A 17217-nucleotide genomic window follows, 5' to 3' on the forward strand; every position below is an offset into this window, starting at 1 on the left:
TAAGTAGGCTATTTCTGGTTAAAAGTTATTTCCTGTATCTGTCGCCAGGTCACCGGCTGAATGCCCTCACTCTTGAGCACTTCCTTGAATTCATCGCTCAGCACATAATTGAGGTCTCTTTGCCGCCATGCCGCCCCAAAGTCGGGGTGATTGACTGTCACTGCCTGCATCTCGTCGTCGTCATAAGCCAGATGCACCAGCAACACATTAAGTCCGGGTTGCAGCTCCTTCATCCAGCCAGTGTAGGTGCTGCCCCACTGGTCGGCGGCCACACCCTCCCCCATCATATATAGACGGTTAACTGGCACAAAAACCTCATCTATCGCCTCAAAAAGTGGTGGCGCTGCCTCTAACAATCCGGCGGGGATCATCACAGGTATGCCAAACTCTTTCCCCACCTTCTGGTATATTTTGAAAAGATCAGGAGTTTGAAACAGGCTCCCCATATGAGAATCGAGGTGCGAAGGCTTTAAGCCAGCGTTGATAGCCATTTGCACCTGTGCCCTTATTTCCTTTTCCACCTCTTCTGGTTTGGCTTTCTGCGCCACTTCCTCTGAAGTAGGATAGAAGAACCCATCAGCTCCGATAAGACTCGGAATTTGTGATGGCATTGAAACTCCGTCCCATTTGTAGTTTTCCCATTCGGCTGTCAGCGTAAGATGAAGGCCAAGATCCTTATCGGGGTGTTCTCTTCCGTATCTCGCTATCTCAGGGAACCAGGGGCACGGCACCATGATGCTGGCCGAGCTGATGCCGCTTTTTTCAAAAGCCTCAATAGAGGCGGCATTTTGTGAATGTGCCACTCCCAGGTCGTCGGCATGAATGATCAAGAGTTTGGTGTCAGCCGGATAACCCAGCTTTTCTGCTGTATTGGGTGGTTGACACGCAACGGTGGCTGCCAATAGACACAAAAAAATCAGTACCTTTTTTGAAATCATGAGAGCGGGTGTAATAATCAACTATCAAATTATCACCTATTCCCCTATTTCAAAAGCTTTATTCCTTTTTATCCGCAGGCTCCATCAAAACCCGTGTGGTTGGCAGATAATGTGGGTAGTTGTCTTTAATAAAGGTGATAAGCATTTCCCGCACATTGCACCGCAGGTCAAAGGCATCTGACGAGTTGCGGGCAGAAACCAGGGCTCGCACCAACATCGTGGACTCTGTGGTGTCCGTAACCTGAACAACCTGTGTCTCTTTGTCCCAGAGAGGATCCGTTTTCAGGTATTTTACCAGCTGCTTACGTAGCGGATCAAGAGGAAGTCGGAAATCGGTATAAATAAACACCGTACCAATCAGGCTGGCCTCGGTTCTTGTCCAGTTTTGGAAAGGTTGCTCCACAAAATAAGTGATAGGCACCACCAGCCTTCGCAAGTCCCATATCTTCACTACCACATAAGTGAGGTTAATTTCCTCAATCCTGCCCCACTCCTTTTCCACTATCACCACATCGTCTATTTTGATGGGTTGGGTAAAAGCAATTTGCAGCCCCGCAAGCAGGTTTGAAATAGTCTTTTGAGCAGCTAAACCTACAATGATAGAGAGAATGCCGGCAGATGTAATAAGTCCGGCACCAAATTTCCTACCCTCCTCAAAACTTAGCAAAATGGCAGATAAAGCGATGATGCACAGCCCCACAATGACCAGCTTTTTCATAAACGTGAGCTGGGTAATGACCTTTCTTTCCTGGATATTATCATCCTTCGCTAGGTCATATTGGCTGAGAATAATATCCTGAAAAACCTTGGTTAACCTGATAAGAAACCAGGTACCCGATATAATAAGCAATATCTGAAACAGCAGCCGCCAGTTGTGGAAGGTGTCTTCAGGATCGTAGAAAGTGAAAGTCAGGAAGATTACTAATATAGGCACCAAAGTGAGGCTGGCAGTTTTTACCTTTCTGAGTGATTTGATGAAGTCAGTTTGATCACTTCCTCTCAGCCCTAGTTTTATGCTTAGAACGATAAAAAACCTCAGGATCAGCCCACCAACAATCCCACTTACAATGATGAGTAATGGCAAAGGAATTTTATTGAGAAAATCCGTCATAGTTCACTTGTATCTGGATAAAATCTGCCTCCGGCAATTGGCTTTCCTTTTTTCGGGCCAGTGAATAAATAAGTCCAGGCAGTAAACGCTTTGCCATCCATTCGCACGTCTACCTGCCTTCTGATATATTCATCGCCTACTAATAGCGCTGGGTCAACCCCCTCATATTCATCAAGGGTAGCCCAAAAAGTTATCCCCGACGATTCCTTGATCTTATACAATTCACCAAAGGCGAGTGCTTCAGGCGACAACACCAGGCCCGGGTACCAGGAAACACGGTAAAGGTACCCACTACAGCTGGCCTCTCCCAGCAGGTCAGCGTTTTTCCTGAGAAAAACTGCATAAGGCCCTTCGAAACCCGACATGAGTGTGCCGTAAACAAAGATCAAATCACTTTTCTTCATTTGTTCCACTTTGCTGGGTGGCATTCTTCTCGTACACCTCCTCCTGCCAATGTTTGATTTTATCCTTATTGCTTCGGGCGCCGATACTGCTGATAACGCCACTTAAAAACGCCTTTGACCAATAATTAATAATACTTCTTGAAGTATCTCTTTCGAAAAAGATCCCACCCTGGCGGGTAGAGAAAAGAGTAGGGTTGTTGGAGGAAACGATAAATGCGTTGGCAAAAAAACTTTCAAAGGCCTTCCCGGTTCCCTGTTTTTCCTCTTTTCTGTTTAGCACGTTTATCTTTAAATCGTTGTAAAGAAAATCCATGTTTCCAACAGCCACCGAAGTGTCGGCCTCAAAGTTAAAATAGGCCTCATTGAGTTTACCGTCCCTTACCTGCACAAAGGTGATCGGCACAAGAAATGAATTTACCTTTTGAAGATCCGTTGGGCCGACGCTTCCTGTCACATAGTGAGTGCCTGCCTTACTCGTCAAGTCAAATACAAAATCGGCTTTGAGCTGCCCGGCTTCCATCATAAGTGCCTGCGCATGCAAATTAGCATAGGCATTGCGGGCAATGGCCTCAGGCTTATTGGTAATATTGGTTCCCCGTGCGCTGAGTTCCGAAATCATCAGCTCGCCCGGCTCGGTGCCATCCTCGGCAAATTCCAGATAGAGCAAGGCGCTATTTGTGAGCAACAGTGAGTCAATTTGCAGTGGCATTTTCATTTCCAAAAGCTGGAGCTGCGGCAAGCTTCTTATCTGGTCAGCCGGAAACGGCAGCCGTTTGTCCTTAAACATCCGAACGTAAAAATTGCTTAGTTCCACCTTGCGAGCAACAATTTCATCCCCCTGAAGCAAGCCGAAAAGGTTAGGATCATACAAAGCTATCTGTCGCCCCTTCGCTTGCACCCAGGGAGTTTGATGCCCTACCACGTGGGCATGCTCGTACATACCATAAAACGGCAGCACGGTGGGTCCTTCAATCACCACCTGTGGTGCTTGAGAGTTAATAGAAAGTCTGTCAATTTGAACTCTATAGAGGCTATCGGGCAAACGAAAAGCGATATTGTCCAGCGACACCTTATAAGCTTCGCTAAACAGCAAACGATCCTCTTTCATCTTCTGATTTTCATTCATCAGGAAGCCCCTGAGCTGTATCTCGAATGAAGGAATCTCCCACGAACGGTTCTTTGCGTCATTCTGATAGCTTAGCTTGTCGCCGTCGATGTTAATATACCCCACTGCCAAATTACCTAGTGCGGCGTTTCCGTTTGCTGGCTTACTTTTGCCGCCTTTCGGGGCTCCTGTGTTTCTATCATCTATGGCCAAAAAATCCAACCTGGCCTGTATCGAGTCTGCCGAAAAATTTCCACTCAGCAGCAGCTCCTTTAAATCCAACCCCGAAATATCGAGTTGCGGAGCAAAAGCCATAGCAATAAACTTACCTTCCCTGTCTGTTGCCACACGAAAGTCCAATAGAGAAATCTTCCTGTCGGCTGTGCTCAACAACAACCTGTTCAAAGTAAAGGTATCGAACCCATCCAGCCAGGAAAAATCCTGTTGGTTTGTCTCCATAGATATATCCCGGGCAAAACCTATGGGCGAATTGGCAACAGTAGATTGTTTGTCAAAATAAATGTCACCCAGGTCAAAAGTGATATTGCTAATCCTTTTTGAAATGGTGTCCTGTCGGGTTGTGAGCAAACGCAGGGGAAAGTGTATCTCATTTCCTTTCACATAGTCGTAGCCGCCAAGTATCCGGGTTTTTACGTTATTAATTGCGGCTTCAATTCCTTTTTCCTCAGGCGATCCTCCTGCGATCGCCCATTCGATGCTTGCTCCCCCGAAAGTTGCCTCATTCCACTTAATATGATCTCCCTTTATAACCGCCAGTACATCTATTCCGCTGATGTCAATACTGGGTGTAACAAGCCTGGCAAGCCCCTTTCCCGGTGGCAATGTATAGCTAAAATCGAGGGTGGTAAAAGTGGAGTCACTAAGCGACGCTTTGATATCTTTCACATCCATGTTCACCTTGCCCGGCAAAGCAATTTTGAGCCCGGCAATAGTTGTGCTTGCATCGTCTATATGCCAATTAGTAGTGCGTCCTATTTGGTAGCCAACGCCAGTCATTCCAATTGAGTAGTCGGAAAGTTGCAGCGAAGAGGTGTCTCTTAGGTTCACAAAAAGATTGCCCCGATAGATGTCCAGGTTCTTTACCTCCACTTTGCCCAGCGACGCCTTTTTCAGGCCTTTCCGCCTCTGGTATGAGTTAATCCTGATATCGGGGTTTATCAGCATTACACTGTCGGCCAGCCATTCACCCTCTACCAGAAACTCTTTCAGGTAAAAACCGGTCATTTTCATCTGTCTGATTTTACCCTCAGCCGACCAACCCGATGGCGTATAGGGCGTTACCACCACGTTCTCAACGATGTAATTACCCTTGATCGGATTAAAACTGAAATCTCCAATCTCCAGAATGTGGGAGTCGTCAGGAAAAAGCAGCCGGGATTGCCCCACTTTCACAACCAGGTCATCGGCGTGAAAAAATTTTGTAGAGTCGAGCTGAGTAAGGCTATCGACCCGGAAGGAGCTTGCAAACACCTCGATTTCCGGCGAACTGAACCGCTGTTTTTCTCTATCGTAAAAGTACACCTCACTTTTGTCTACCTGAAGTTTGGCCACCGACAGGCTTGAGAATATATGGCTGATATAGGGGTAAAAGTTGGCTATTTCTCGAAACCCAATCTTTTTCTTTGGGTCATTGAGCCTTTTCAGAAAAAACTCGGAGCTACTTATCTCGAGTTTCCCAACCACAAGTTCCTTGTTTTCCCAACCGTTCCATAGCTCCACCTGACTAAGCTCAAAAGCAGGTACATAAAATCGCTTTTGCATGTCAGCCTTCTCGGCAAACCACCTCTGGCTCAAACCCTGTATTGGTGCAATCACCAGGCTGTCGCCACGGATAATGGAATCGAGCGTCGAAAACCGGAATTTCTTAATAAACAATCGGTGAATGCTGTCTGGCAGAAAGTAAGCGTACTCGTCAACCGTAAAATCAATATGCTCAAAAATCTTGTTGTCCCGACTGAAAATAACGGTACTGGTGTCTATTCGAAACTTTCTGAGGCCCACACTGGCATTTTGCACCGTAAACCGATCCTGGTTCTTTCCTCCATAGAACTTGAGATCCAACAAGGCCCTGTCAAGGTCAAAGTTTTGAACTTCAATCACATCGAAAAGAGAGGTGAGAAGCTCTACAATGGAAGTGCTCTCCTGATTTTCTCCCCGCTTTCTGGTAACCCTGGTTACCTCATTAATATTGATGGCAGGCTCTTCAAAAAATATTTCTCCTATTTGAAGGATGTTATCGTTGTAGGCCTGAATAAAATCGACGTTTGTCAGCCTGAACTTAGGAATGAAAACCTCGTAGCTATTTACACTGTCGGGCACTGGCAGCTTTTCTACCCTTGGTTTAAGCTTCAGGTTGGTGAATACAATGTCGGAAGTCTCGGTTGAAAGGGAGAGGTCGTCGAACTCTACTACGTGAATGCTGTCTGCCAACTTCACGCTTTGCTTGCTTATTTGCAACAAAAGTTTTTCGGTGTTCAAAAACCTGTCTTCCTTCTTCACCGACTGCCCTATCTCGAAGTTATCAACTGAGGCATTGACCGGGCCTACCAGGTAGGTCTGTTGAACATCATTCAGATTTTTAATATACGTGAAATAGCCTTCAGTGATTTTGAAGTCGGTGATCTCAAAGTGGTTGAGGTAGTCAGTTACCAGCTGATAAAAATCTCCGGCTTCCAACGACAAAGTAACGGCCTTCTCCTCCTTCGGGTTTTTGTACCACTTGATGTCTGGCTGGAGAATATCTATTGCTGCCACCTGAAGATTTCGATTCAGATAAAGGTCATAAAGGCTTTTAATTCTCAACGTCAGCAGCGGGATATGCGTGATATACATATTCTCCCTGGTATCCTCTCCCGAATGGAACCGGCCTTGCGATACCGAGTCTACGCTCAGCCGAAAATTGCTGAAGTTAATCTGCCGCCTGAAAAGGTCAATCTCAATTTTGTCGAAGCTAACGCCGTAAAAACCATTGCTCTCCTCCTCCACTACCTGCACAATGATTGTTCCGGCAAGCTTCACAGCCATCTCCCTGAGGGTGCCAATAGATAAAAAGTAAAGAGCAACTGCCGATAAAGAAGTAATGAGAGTAATCTTCAGCAGATAACTTGAAAGCCGTGTCTGTTTTCGGGGTGGGCGGGGAAGCTTCATAAATTACACCATAGCCATCAGGTTTTTTCTAAATACTTACTAATACTGAAATTTGCTAATCATTCAGTACAAAGAGAAGTGGTGTTGTCTGCTTAGCCACAATAAAATTAGTAATTTCGCAGTCTATAGTAATTGAGATCAGCTAAAATAAATCGGTATCGACTATTTATGAAAATGCACAAACCCTTCTTGCTAGTACTGACAGTGCTGATAAGTTTTTCGTTGCATGCCGATAAGAACAAAAAAGCTGCCAAGGCGCTAGCCAAGGGCGATGTAGACAAAGCCAGAGAAATAGTTATAGAATCGCTACAGGACGACATCGTTAACCCCGGGGGCAATTATCTCTACTCACTTATCTACACGATTGACTCACTTCCCGATTACAGTATCGACAGTGCTCAAAAATATATACTTGCAGCAAGGGTCGACTGGCCATTGCTTACTGAAAAAGAGCAGGGAAAAAGTGTCAAGAATGGATTTTACCCGTCTCTTTTTGAAGTACAAAAGGAGCGGGTAGACAGCCTGGCGTTTCTGAGAGCTGTTGCACAAGGTGATGTGGTCGCTTACGAAAGCTTCATGAGGCAGTTCGCCGATGCCGACAAGGTGCCCCTTGCCAGAACAAAAAGAGATAGTGTCGCCTTTAGCGATGCTTCTGAAGTTAACACCTGGCAGGCTTACCAGCGGTTTTACGAAGCCTACCCCGAGGCTGAACAGGTACCTGAAGCACAAGAACGGTATAAAGTGCTTATTTTCAACGACCTCACGAAAGACAGAAAGCTAAGCAGCTTCAAAGATTTCCTTCGAAATTTTCCAGCTACGCCATTTAGAAAGGAGGCTGAAGAGCAAATATTCGAAATCATGACTGCGGCCAACGAACCCGAATCGTACCTCAGGTTCATGGCAGAGTACCCCAACTCGCACATGAAAAAAAGGGCCTTCGACTTCATCTTCGCTATTGATCAGGCGGCCTATAACTTTCAATACTACTCACGTTATACACCCACCAGAGCCATTCAGGACTCCCTCGACAACCTGCGCAAGCTTGAAAACATCTATCTGGTGCCCTTCTACGAAAACGAAAAGTATGGGTTTTTGAAGCCAAATGGTGCTGTGCTGTTTGGGCCTACCTTTTCATCGATAAGTACCGACTACCTATGTGGTGACATTGTAAGTGAGTTTTTGCTGGTGGATGACAAAGTTATTAATCGTCAAGGCGGCATCATTACTGAAGGAGAGTTTGACGTTGTTGAGAGTATCGGTGGTGGGTTGATCAAGGCAGGCTCGGAAGGAAAAATGGGAGTCTGGCATAAATCTGGCTACCAGATTCTTCCCCGGCAATATGACGATATTTCGCTGCTGGACAGCAGGCTGCTTTTGATCTCAAAAGGCGAAAAGGCGGGCCTGGCTTCCTACAATGGCCGGATACTTATCGCCCCGCAGTATGATGACATCACTGTGGAAGGCCAATTTTGGATTTTTATAAAAGATGACCTGTTGGCCTTCACCAATATCAAAAAAATTGCTGCCATTGCCAATCAGGAAGAGCTGAAGCTTTCTTTCGTTTATGAGGAATTGGAAAAGTTGCCTAATGGTGACATGATTGGCTACAATGGTGATTCAGAATGCATCATCGACAAAAACCAGGAAGTCGTTATTCCCATGGGTGTTCAAAATATCTATCCTATGGGTGACAACTGGCTCGTGAAGCAGCCTTTTGGCTATCGTATTTTCTATAACGACACCCGAAAATACTCTGACAATCTTTTTCCTGAAGTTGAATTCAATTCCCAATGGCTGGCATGGAAAAGCGACACCGCATGGGCGCTTGTTAACAAGCAAAGCGCAAGAGGCATTATTTTCCGACTCGACTCAGCAAAACTTATCAATGAAGACGTTGCTCTCACCTTCAAGGACCTAAAAGGCACTGCCCATTTTTACAACGGCACCAGAGTCGATTTCACTAAAGGCGACAAGGTGTATGTGCTTGGCGACCCCTACCGAAAGGACAATTATGACAGCAAAAGTCAGTTTTTGGTGATAGAAAATAGCAAACTGAAAAAGGTTTACAGCATGCAGGGAAAGCTTCTGTTTGAGTTAAAACAAGGCTCACTTCGTTATCTTTCTCCCAATTACCTGGTTGTTGAAAACCGAGGGAAGCAAGGCATTGTAGACACCACGGGCAAGCAAACCCTTGCCATCAAATACGACGGAATTGGGCAGGCCGATGCAGAAGGGCTGGTAACCGTACTGCTCGACGGCAAATTTGGCAGCTATCACCTGGCCACCGGCGCTCTGGCAGCTCCCAAATATGAAACCCGTGCGAGGTATTTTAACGACCAATTGCTCACTACCACCCTCAAAGGTGCAACCGGCCTAACCAACTTTGAAGGAAAGACTGTGCTTCCTTTTGAGTATGAGAAGGTGCAGGTTTGGACCGACTCCCTGGTGATGGCGCAGAAAGAAGGCTTGTGGAGCATCACGTCCCTTGATGGGAAAAAAACATATTATATGCCTTTCATCAACTTTCAGGTGGTGAAAGACGACAATGAAGAAAAGATACTGAAAATATACACTAACGATGGATATGGGGTTTTGAGTAGCAAAAATGGCGTGGTGCTTGCCCCCACCTACAACGACCTTGTTAACCTTGGAAGCGACACTCTCCCGCTTTATTTCGCCGAAAAGCATGTGCGGGAAGCCGAATTTTATGTGGTAGTTTACGCTGATGCCAAAGGCAATCCCATCAAATCGCAAGCCTTTCGGGGAGAAGAGTATGACAAAATTTTCTGCCAGTAATCACTCAGGCTAACAAACCAAGCGAAAAGTGGGTGCTACCAAATAGCTTCCACTTTGCTGAGGGTTACATTTTTCACTACAGCACCTCCCTGCCAGCCCACCGTAAGCTTATCGTAAGGTTGTGTTGGAAAAACCAGCTCAGTCAGTACCAGCTCACCTTCATTGATAAAAATCTCCAGCGACGCAGTGTCGACAAATATCCGAATCGAGGCTGGGCGAGTGCCGCTAAGGAGCTTCCCAACGTGAGTAGCAGCAAAGCCCTTTTCAAAACCTACGAGACCAGATTTTGACCTGTCGATTGAAACCACTGAATCTGAAAAATCAATCAGCACCACCTCACCGGCATCGTTGCCCAGGCTGATCGAAAGGCCATCGAAGCTGGTGCCATCCAGCGCCAAGTCAATCGCCACAAGAGCATCAGTAAGCTCAATGATCTGACCATTTTCTGGTTGGAACGACCTCCCACTGCCAACAATGTTTCCAACCTCCTTTGCCGGGAAGTTGATCAACACAACCTCGCTTCCGACCTGCTTTAGCTTAAGTTCTCTTGGCAAAGTCATAGCACTTCTCCAGGCTTCGGTAGGCACCACTTGTGCATATTGCCAGTTACTCATCCACCCAAGGAAAAGCCTTCTCCCATCTTCAGCAGGCACATCCGACCAGGTGACGCCGGCGTAATTGTCGGTGCCCTGGTCTACCCACCTTGTAGTCGGTATTTCCTCATCGGGCACAAACTGTTTGCCATCAAAACTTCCCACAAAATACTGTGTGGCCGACCCGCCGTTGGGCCCGCCGGGATTGATGCTCACCAGCAGCACCCATTTTTCTTCATTACTACCCTCTACCTCCAGTTGAAAAAGATCGGGGCATTCCCAAACACCCCCATGCGCTCCTAATTCTTTGCCGAAATCACTTTCGAAAGCCCAGTTCTTCAAGTCGGGCGAGCTGTAAAAGCTGATATGGTCAGCAACTGCCAGCGTCATGATCCATTTCCCGGCCGCAGCATTCCAGCTCACCTTGGGGTCACGAAAGTCACGAATTCCCTGGTTGGGCAGCACGGGATTTCCGTCATACTTAGTCCAGCTACGCCCTTTGTCAAGACTAAAAGCTATTGCCTGGTATTGATAATCCTCTTTGCCCGCTTTTTCCATCGCTGCATCGTGGTAGGTAAAAATGGCTACCATGGCAGGGTTGTCCTCAGTGCCAAAACCAGCCGTGTTGTCCCAGTCAACCACTGCACTGCCCGAAAAGATATAGCCGAGGCTGTCCGGGTAAAGGGCAATAGGCAAATGTTCCCACTTGACCATATCAGGGCTCACGGCGTGCCCCCAGTGCATAGGCCCCCAAACGGTGCTGTCCGGGTAATACTGATAAAACAAGTGGTATTCACCCTCATAATACACCATCCCGTTAGGATCGTTCATCCAGTGGGCTTCAGGCGAGAAGTGGAACTGAGGGCGGAATTTTTCCTGATAGAGCTTTACGTGAGGTTCTTTCATTGGCTTACTTTGACACGCTGACAGGTACAGGAACACGCATAACAGGGCAGTTGTTTGAATGGCTTTCATAAGTGCCAATATCCAATTTTACGAGAAGATACTGAAATAAGTAGCCATTTTCATGAAAGTTTCGAATGGCTTCGAGGCTCCCGCCTACTTTTTTTGCAAAATCTGTATCGGGAAGTCGTTGCCAAATGAGAAGCTGGCGGGGTAGTGCGACATGCCATTTGATCACTAGAATACATACACAATAAAATGCTAGGAAAAAAGGGGGGGTTGCCGCGGCTTTAAAAATCGCCGTCTATTTTTTGAGCTGCTCCGCCAACACGGCTATCCCCTCTTCAAAGCTGTGAGGATTGTAACCCAGCACCTCTTTTGCCTTGTCCAGCACAAAACCAGTTTTAGGCGGGCGCTTGGCTGGCTGGCTGAATTTTGAGCCATCCGTTTCATTGATCAGGGACTTGTCAAGACCAAAATAGTCGGCCGTGGCAATGGCCATTTGATAAGGGCTCATGAAGTCTTTGCCAGAAATATTAAAAATGCCCTTAGCCTTCTTCCTCGCAATAAGGTAGCAGCCCATGGCCAGGTCTTCTGCCAGCGTGGGGGTTCTCCACTGGTCGTTCACCACGTTGATTGTTTTGCCCTCCTCAAGGCTTTTCTTCACCCACAAAATAATGTTGCTCCGGCTCATATCGAAAGCAATGCCGTACACCAACACGGTACGGGCCATGGCCCAGTCTATTCTGCCAGCCATCACAGCCTTTTCAGCTGCCAACTTGCTATCCCCATAGTAGCTCACCGGGTTAGCTTTGGCCTCTTCGTCATACGGGCCATCCTCCCCATCAAAAATAAAGTCCGTAGAAAGATGCAAAAGAAATGCGCCGCTGGCCTCGCAGGCTTTTACTATATTTTCTACCGCCGTTACATTTTGCAACCAGCAGCCCTCCTTGTCGGTCTCGCACTGATCCACGTTGGTCATGGCGGCGGTGTGAATGACCACTTCCGGCTTTTCAGTAGCTATGACTTTGAACGTCTCCGCAGCGTTGGTAATATCCATTGACTGGTACCGGATACCTTCGAGTGGAATCCTGCTGGCCCCTCTCCCGGTGGCAAGAAAGTCCTCGCCTTTTTCTCTAAGAAGTACAACCAGCTTTTGACCCAGCAGGCCGTTAGCTCCGGTGATCAGTATAGACATAGCTTATTCTTTGTATTGAATGCCGTATTTTTTGGTCAGCTCCTTCTTGGACACTTCCTCCACTTCTACTGTCATATATACTTCAACAGCAGGTACGGTCTGCACGGTTTTGACTGCGGCAATTTTATCGACAACATCTAGTCCTTCCACCACCTGGCCAAAAACGGTATACTCGTCGTCGAGGTGGGGCGCCCCGCCTATCGTTGTGTAAGCCTCTACCCTTTCAGGTGAGAAAGTTTTCTCAGTGTAGATATCAGTAGTGATCTTTTCCTTAACGAGCGGAACCAGACTCTGCACCTCAGCTGTATAGGCATCAAAATTTCCCGTCTTCCTTCCCTCCATGTAAAGCTCAGTCAGTCTGTTCTTTACCTCCACCTGCGTAGAATCTTCCAGCAGCTTTCTGATGGCCATTCCCAGCTTTTCCTGGTCTACTTTCAGGGCTTCCTCCGATTCATAAACCGTTCCCTGCACAATGTAAAACTGGTTGCCGCTTGAGGCCCTGTCCGGGTTAACTTCGTCGGGCTGCCTGGCCGCAGCCAATGCGCCTTTTTTATGAAAATATCTGGGTACAAACTCGGCAGGGACAGTATACTCCGGCTCTTTTTTATCCCGGGGCTTTTTGCGATTGATATCACCTCCCTGTATCATAAAATTCTCCATGACCCGGTGGAAAATTGTGCTGTCGTATTTACCACTCTCAGCCAGCTTCAAAAAGTTAGCCTTGTGCTGTGGGGTCTCGTCATACAATACCGCCTTCATGTCGCCGTACGACGTGTGTATTGTCACAAGATAGTCCTTGTTTCCACGGCAGGATGTAATCAACACCGCCAACGACAGCCCCCAAAATAACTGCTTCACTCTGCTCATTTCTTAAGTTGCATTTTAATCTCTTTCAATATAGCATCTCCTCCCTTGTCAAGAAGTCTTTCTGCCAACTTTTTGCCGAGCGCCCGTGCGTCAGCAACTTTTCCTGTAACAGCGTCCTGCACAATCGTTTTTCCATTCAGGCTGATGATACCCCCTTTGATCTTAAGCCTGTCCTCATGTAAAGTAGCCAGTCCAAATACCGGAATGCTGCAGCCTCCTTCCAGCGTTTCCAAAAAAGCCCGCTCGGCTATGAGCCTGGCTGCGGTGCGGTCGTGGTTAACAGCATCTCTAATGGCTTTCTTGATAGCTGGATCCAGACTGGAGCTGGCCTCCACAGCCACCGAGCCCTGACCGACAGCCGGTACAAACAAATCTGTATCAAGCACCTGAGCAATTTTATCGGCAAGTCCCATGCGGTGCACACCAGCGTACGCCAGCAGCAGTGCATCACAATGGCCTTCTTCCATTTTGCGAAAGCGGGTTTGAAGGTTTCCCCTCACCTCCACCGTTTTTATATGTGGAAAATAGTGCTTCAGCACGGCGACTCTCCGGGTGGAAGACGTGCCGACCACAATCGGCGTTTTTCTGTCTTCGAGCGAAATGCCTTTTTTGTGGCTTACCAGTACATCGTTGACTCTTTCCCGCTCAGTAAAGGCGATAATTTCAAAACCCCTGGGCAGCGTCGACTGCAAGTCCTTGGCGCTGTGAACAGCGATGTGCACACTTCCGCTGGCCAGCTGTTCTTCCAATTCCTCAGTAAAAACCCCTTTGCTGCCAATTTTGGCTATAGAAACGTCGAGCACTTTATCACCCTTGGTTTCGATGGTTACCAGCTCAGTAGCAAGGCCTGCTTTGTTCAAAAGCTCAGCAATGTGCTCAGCCTGCCACATAGCAAGCAAACTTCCTCTGGTTCCTATTTTTATTTTCTCCACAACAACTAGCTTTAATTTTTCTCTACTGTGCGATCTTCATTTTATAAGAAAGATTTTCTTCCCGCACATCCACCACAAACCCTTTTTTCAAAAACTTGCGTCCCAAAAGTACTGGGAATTTCATGCCTGAACGATCAGTCAGCGAGAATTCTGTTCTGAACTTTTTGCCAAACAACACCAGGCGTGTTTTGATGATCACTCTGTTTTCGATGTGTCCGGTTGAGCTTTTGATCTTCCGCTGGGTAAAATCACTTGTCTCAAATTTAGTGCTGCCCTTCCTTCCAATTGTAGCTCCCGAAATCTGAAAGCTGACTGTTGGCGTACCCTCTTTGTCAATTACCTTAATTCTGGAACAGTGCAAAGTAGAAGTGAAAGCACCGGTATCTATTTTGGCTTTTATATTGAAAAGATCCAACTCCGGTAAGTCAATAATGTCATTTCTCCCAATGGTATAGCTGCTCTTCATTCTCATTGATATTGGAGCTCTCCGGTTCTTAAAAGCCCGGCCATTTGGAGTGATAAATCCATAAACAGAATCCGGGGATTCGCATTTCGTTCAAGGTGGTAAATAGAATCGTTTAGCAGCCTGGCAGCCAATTCAATGGTGGGCAGAGATATCGACTTGGCAAATTTGCTGACAAACTCTTCTTCGTGAGGCATCGTTCTCTGTAAGCTGGCCTCACCAGCCTTGACAATGAGCGACTCTCTGTAAACGGTCAGGCCGTATTCCAGCAGGCTTTTCTGAGCCATTTTCGACATGCCGTTGAACTTATCAGTAAGGCCAGCCATACCCTCAAAATCGGATGACCAGCAAATCCGCATCCACTCTCTGAAAATCGTTGTTGACTCGTCTTCAACCTCGTTGAGCAGGCTCAATGCAAGGTTCATGTTGCCGGCAGCCAGCCGGGCCACCGACTGCGCTTTTGCTGCATCCACCTCGGCCGTTTTTACAAGGTAGTCCGCCACTTCCTCGTCGGTAAAGCCTCTGACACTTACCAGTTGCGTTCGACTGATAATGGTGTTAATGATGGCTTCATAGTTGTTGGAAATGAAGAAGAAAAAGGTGTTTTCAGGCGGCTCTTCTACTATCTTCAACAAGGCGTTGGCCGCCTGAATATTCATTTTTTCGGGTTGCCAGATGAGCATGGCTTTATATCTGCCCTCAAAAGCTTTCAACGACAGGGCGCTGATAATTTGCCGGCTTTCTTCTCTGTAAATAATAGCCTGCTTGCTCTCCGCTCCAAAATGGCGAGTCCAGTCCAGCAGATTGCCATAGGGCTGTTCCACCAGAAAAGGCCTCCACCATTTGAGGTAGTTTTTACAAACCACCTCCTTGAAGTCTTTGTTGGGAATGTCTGCAATGGGAAAAGCAAAAGTGACGTCGGGATGAACCAGCTTAGCCATTTTGCTGCATGATGGGCATGCACCACACGAATCGGTGTCACCTGGTTTGTCGCAGTTGATGTAAGTAATAAAGGCCAAGGCCAAAGAAAGGTTGGCACTGCCCTCCGGCCCGTTAAAAAGCTGAGCATGCGCCATGTGGTTCTTTTGCACCGAGGCAATCAGCCTCGATTTCTCCTCTATTAGCCCTGGTATGTCTCTAAATTGCATCTATTCTTCCTCCCACGACCTGAATTTAGCTGACCTTTCGAATACTTCCAGCAATATCGCTCTTTCTGTTTCATCCAATGGCATCTTTCTTCTCTCCAGTACTCTGCTGGCGGTATCAAGCGCCTGCTCAATTCGGTAGGTGGTGAAGCCTTCCGAGCCACCCCAGGCAAACGAGGGAACGAAAGACTTGGGGAAGCCGCCGCCAAAAATATTGGCACTTACCCCAACTACCGTCCCTGTGTTGAACATGGTGTTAATGCCACATTTGGAGTGGTCGCCCATTAGCAAGCCGCAAAATTGCAACCCGGAATCAACGAAGGCCTCATCTGCGAAGCTCCAGACTTTCACATTGGCATAATTATTTTTGAGGTTGGAGGCATTGGTATCAGCCCCGAGGTTGCACCACTCGCCCAAAACAGCGTTGCCCAGGTAGCCGTCGTGGCCTTTGTTACTGTTGCCAAAAAACACCGCATTGGAAACTTCGCCTGCTACTTTGCAGTAGGGCCCTACGGTGGTGTTTTCACGGATAGCTGCTCCCATGCCAATAATCGACTGCTCACCCATGGCAAAGGGCCCTCTTATCATGGCTCCTTCCATTACCTGGGCATTCTTTCCTATATAAACGGGGCCATTTTCAGCGTTGATGATCGCACTTTTAATAGAAGCTCCCGGCTCGATGAAAACATTTTCAGGATTGTAAACCCGGGTAAATGGGTCGGTAATGTCCTCAGAAATCCGGCCCGTAGTGATTAAGTCGAAGTCGCTGCGAATTTGCACACCATTCCACTGAAAAATCCGCCACGGACGGTCAATCAAATGAGCCTCGCCTTCAAAAACCACTTTTTTCTTCGGCGTTAAGCTGGCAAGCTCACTGTATGGTATTTGATCAGACGAATGAAAAGCAGCGAGGTAATCGCCAACCATCAGCCCTTCGTTTTCACCAAGGTTAATAATAGCTTCTACAAGCGATTCGGTGGGGCACAAGGCACCGATTATATAGAAATTGTCAGATGCAAAGTGGGAAGGAAATTTCGCAGACAGATAATTCTCCGTGAGAAACGACACTTTGTGTCCGGTAAGCTTCTGCCACTTCTCATTCACCTTTAATATACCTATCCGTATGTCTGCCAAAGGGCGGGTATAGGTGAAGGGTAAAAGCTGGAGGCGCAGAATAGGATCGTCGAAGAGAATAATATTCATGGCGCAAAAATAAAAAAGTCTTTAGGAACTAAGCATCCTAAAGACTTTTTGCACAAACTTCTTTTCAGAAGTGTTTTGCTTATTTCTTATTTACATAGCGCTTGTTGAATTTCTCAACACGGCCAGCAGTATCCACAAACAGTTTCTTACCTGTGTAAAAAGGGTGTGAAGCTGAGCTCACTTCCACTTTCACTACCGGGTATGTTTTACCATCTTCCCACTTAATGGTCTCCTCAGAGTTCATTGTCGAGCGAGTAATGAAAGAATAGTCGCTTGAAGTGTCCTGAAATACCACTTCTCTGTATTCTGGATGTATGTCTTTTCTCATTTTGAAAGTCTTTTAAGGAACTGATTCCTAAATCGGACGGCAAATATAACAAAAGCTTTTTTT

General features: G+C 46.9%; 13 protein-coding genes. 1 reads left to right on the forward strand and 12 read right to left on the reverse strand.

Features of this window, described 5'->3' with window-relative positions:
* Nucleotides 1–8: 8 nt before the first annotated feature.
* The 4 genes from RT717_RS22450 to RT717_RS22465 are packed head-to-tail and all read right to left on the reverse strand — an operon-like array spanning nt 9 to nt 6726.
* Entirely contained in the window at nt 9–938 is a 930-nt protein-coding gene (locus tag RT717_RS22450) for a polysaccharide deacetylase family protein (protein ID WP_317488590.1), read from the reverse strand.
* 58 nt (nt 939–996) lie between these two features.
* Nucleotides 997–2049: a mechanosensitive ion channel family protein gene (locus RT717_RS22455; protein WP_317488591.1), complete on the reverse strand. Its 1053-nt coding sequence runs from the start codon at nt 2047–2049 to the stop codon at nt 997–999.
* Nucleotides 2046–2453 carry a gamma-glutamylcyclotransferase family protein gene (locus RT717_RS22460; RefSeq protein ID WP_317488592.1) on the reverse strand — a complete coding sequence of 136 codons (408 nt, stop codon included), beginning with the start codon at nt 2451–2453 and terminating at the stop codon, nt 2046–2048. Before RT717_RS22460 ends, RT717_RS22455 begins: the two co-directional genes overlap by 4 nt.
* Nucleotides 2440–6726, reverse strand: coding sequence for a hypothetical protein (locus tag RT717_RS22465; RefSeq protein ID WP_317488593.1), 4287 nt, complete (start codon nt 6724–6726; stop codon nt 2440–2442). Before RT717_RS22465 ends, RT717_RS22460 begins: the two co-directional genes overlap by 14 nt.
* Nucleotides 6727–6894: 168 nt before the next feature.
* Here RT717_RS22465 and RT717_RS22470 point away from each other — a divergent pair, with 168 nt between their 5' ends.
* Nucleotides 6895–9522: a WG repeat-containing protein gene (locus RT717_RS22470; RefSeq protein ID WP_317488594.1), complete on the forward strand. Its 2628-nt coding sequence runs from the start codon at nt 6895–6897 to the stop codon at nt 9520–9522.
* Between the two features lie 35 nt (nt 9523–9557).
* On the opposite strand, the gene RT717_RS22475 is transcribed toward RT717_RS22470, so the two are convergent.
* From RT717_RS22475 to RT717_RS22510, 8 genes are all read right to left on the reverse strand, one after another.
* Nucleotides 9558–11021, reverse strand: a complete 1464-nt coding sequence (locus RT717_RS22475) for a glycoside hydrolase family 32 protein (RefSeq protein ID WP_317488595.1) — start codon at nt 11019–11021, stop codon at nt 9558–9560.
* A 301-nt stretch (nt 11022–11322) separates the two neighbouring features.
* Nucleotides 11323–12216: an SDR family oxidoreductase gene (locus tag RT717_RS22480; RefSeq protein WP_317488596.1), complete on the reverse strand. Its 894-nt coding sequence runs from the start codon at nt 12214–12216 to the stop codon at nt 11323–11325.
* Nucleotides 12217–12219: 3 nt separating this feature from the next.
* Nucleotides 12220–13083: a peptidylprolyl isomerase gene (locus RT717_RS22485; protein ID WP_317488597.1), complete on the reverse strand. Its 864-nt coding sequence runs from the start codon at nt 13081–13083 to the stop codon at nt 12220–12222.
* Nucleotides 13080–14015, reverse strand: a complete 936-nt coding sequence (hemC, locus tag RT717_RS22490; RefSeq protein ID WP_317488598.1) for a hydroxymethylbilane synthase — start codon at nt 14013–14015, stop codon at nt 13080–13082. Before hemC ends, RT717_RS22485 begins: the two co-directional genes overlap by 4 nt.
* Nucleotides 14016–14037: 22 nt before the next feature.
* Nucleotides 14038–14481 (reverse strand): ATP-dependent zinc protease family protein, encoded by a 444-nt coding sequence (locus tag RT717_RS22495; RefSeq protein WP_317488599.1) that lies wholly within the window; start codon nt 14479–14481, stop codon nt 14038–14040.
* Nucleotides 14482–14483: 2 nt separating this feature from the next.
* Entirely contained in the window at nt 14484–15626 is a 1143-nt protein-coding gene (locus RT717_RS22500; RefSeq protein WP_317488600.1) for a DNA polymerase III subunit, read from the reverse strand.
* Nucleotides 15627–16826, reverse strand: a complete 1200-nt coding sequence (locus RT717_RS22505; RefSeq protein WP_317488601.1) for a GlmU family protein — start codon at nt 16824–16826, stop codon at nt 15627–15629.
* Nucleotides 16827–16905: 79 nt separating this feature from the next.
* A complete protein-coding gene (locus RT717_RS22510) occupies nt 16906–17154 on the reverse strand; it encodes a type B 50S ribosomal protein L31 (RefSeq protein ID WP_152000786.1) in 249 nt (82 codons plus the stop codon).
* Nucleotides 17155–17217 lie beyond the last annotated feature (63 nt).

This window comes from Imperialibacter roseus, from assembly GCF_032999765.1.
Lineage (GTDB): Bacteria > Bacteroidota > Bacteroidia > Cytophagales > Cyclobacteriaceae > Imperialibacter > Imperialibacter roseus.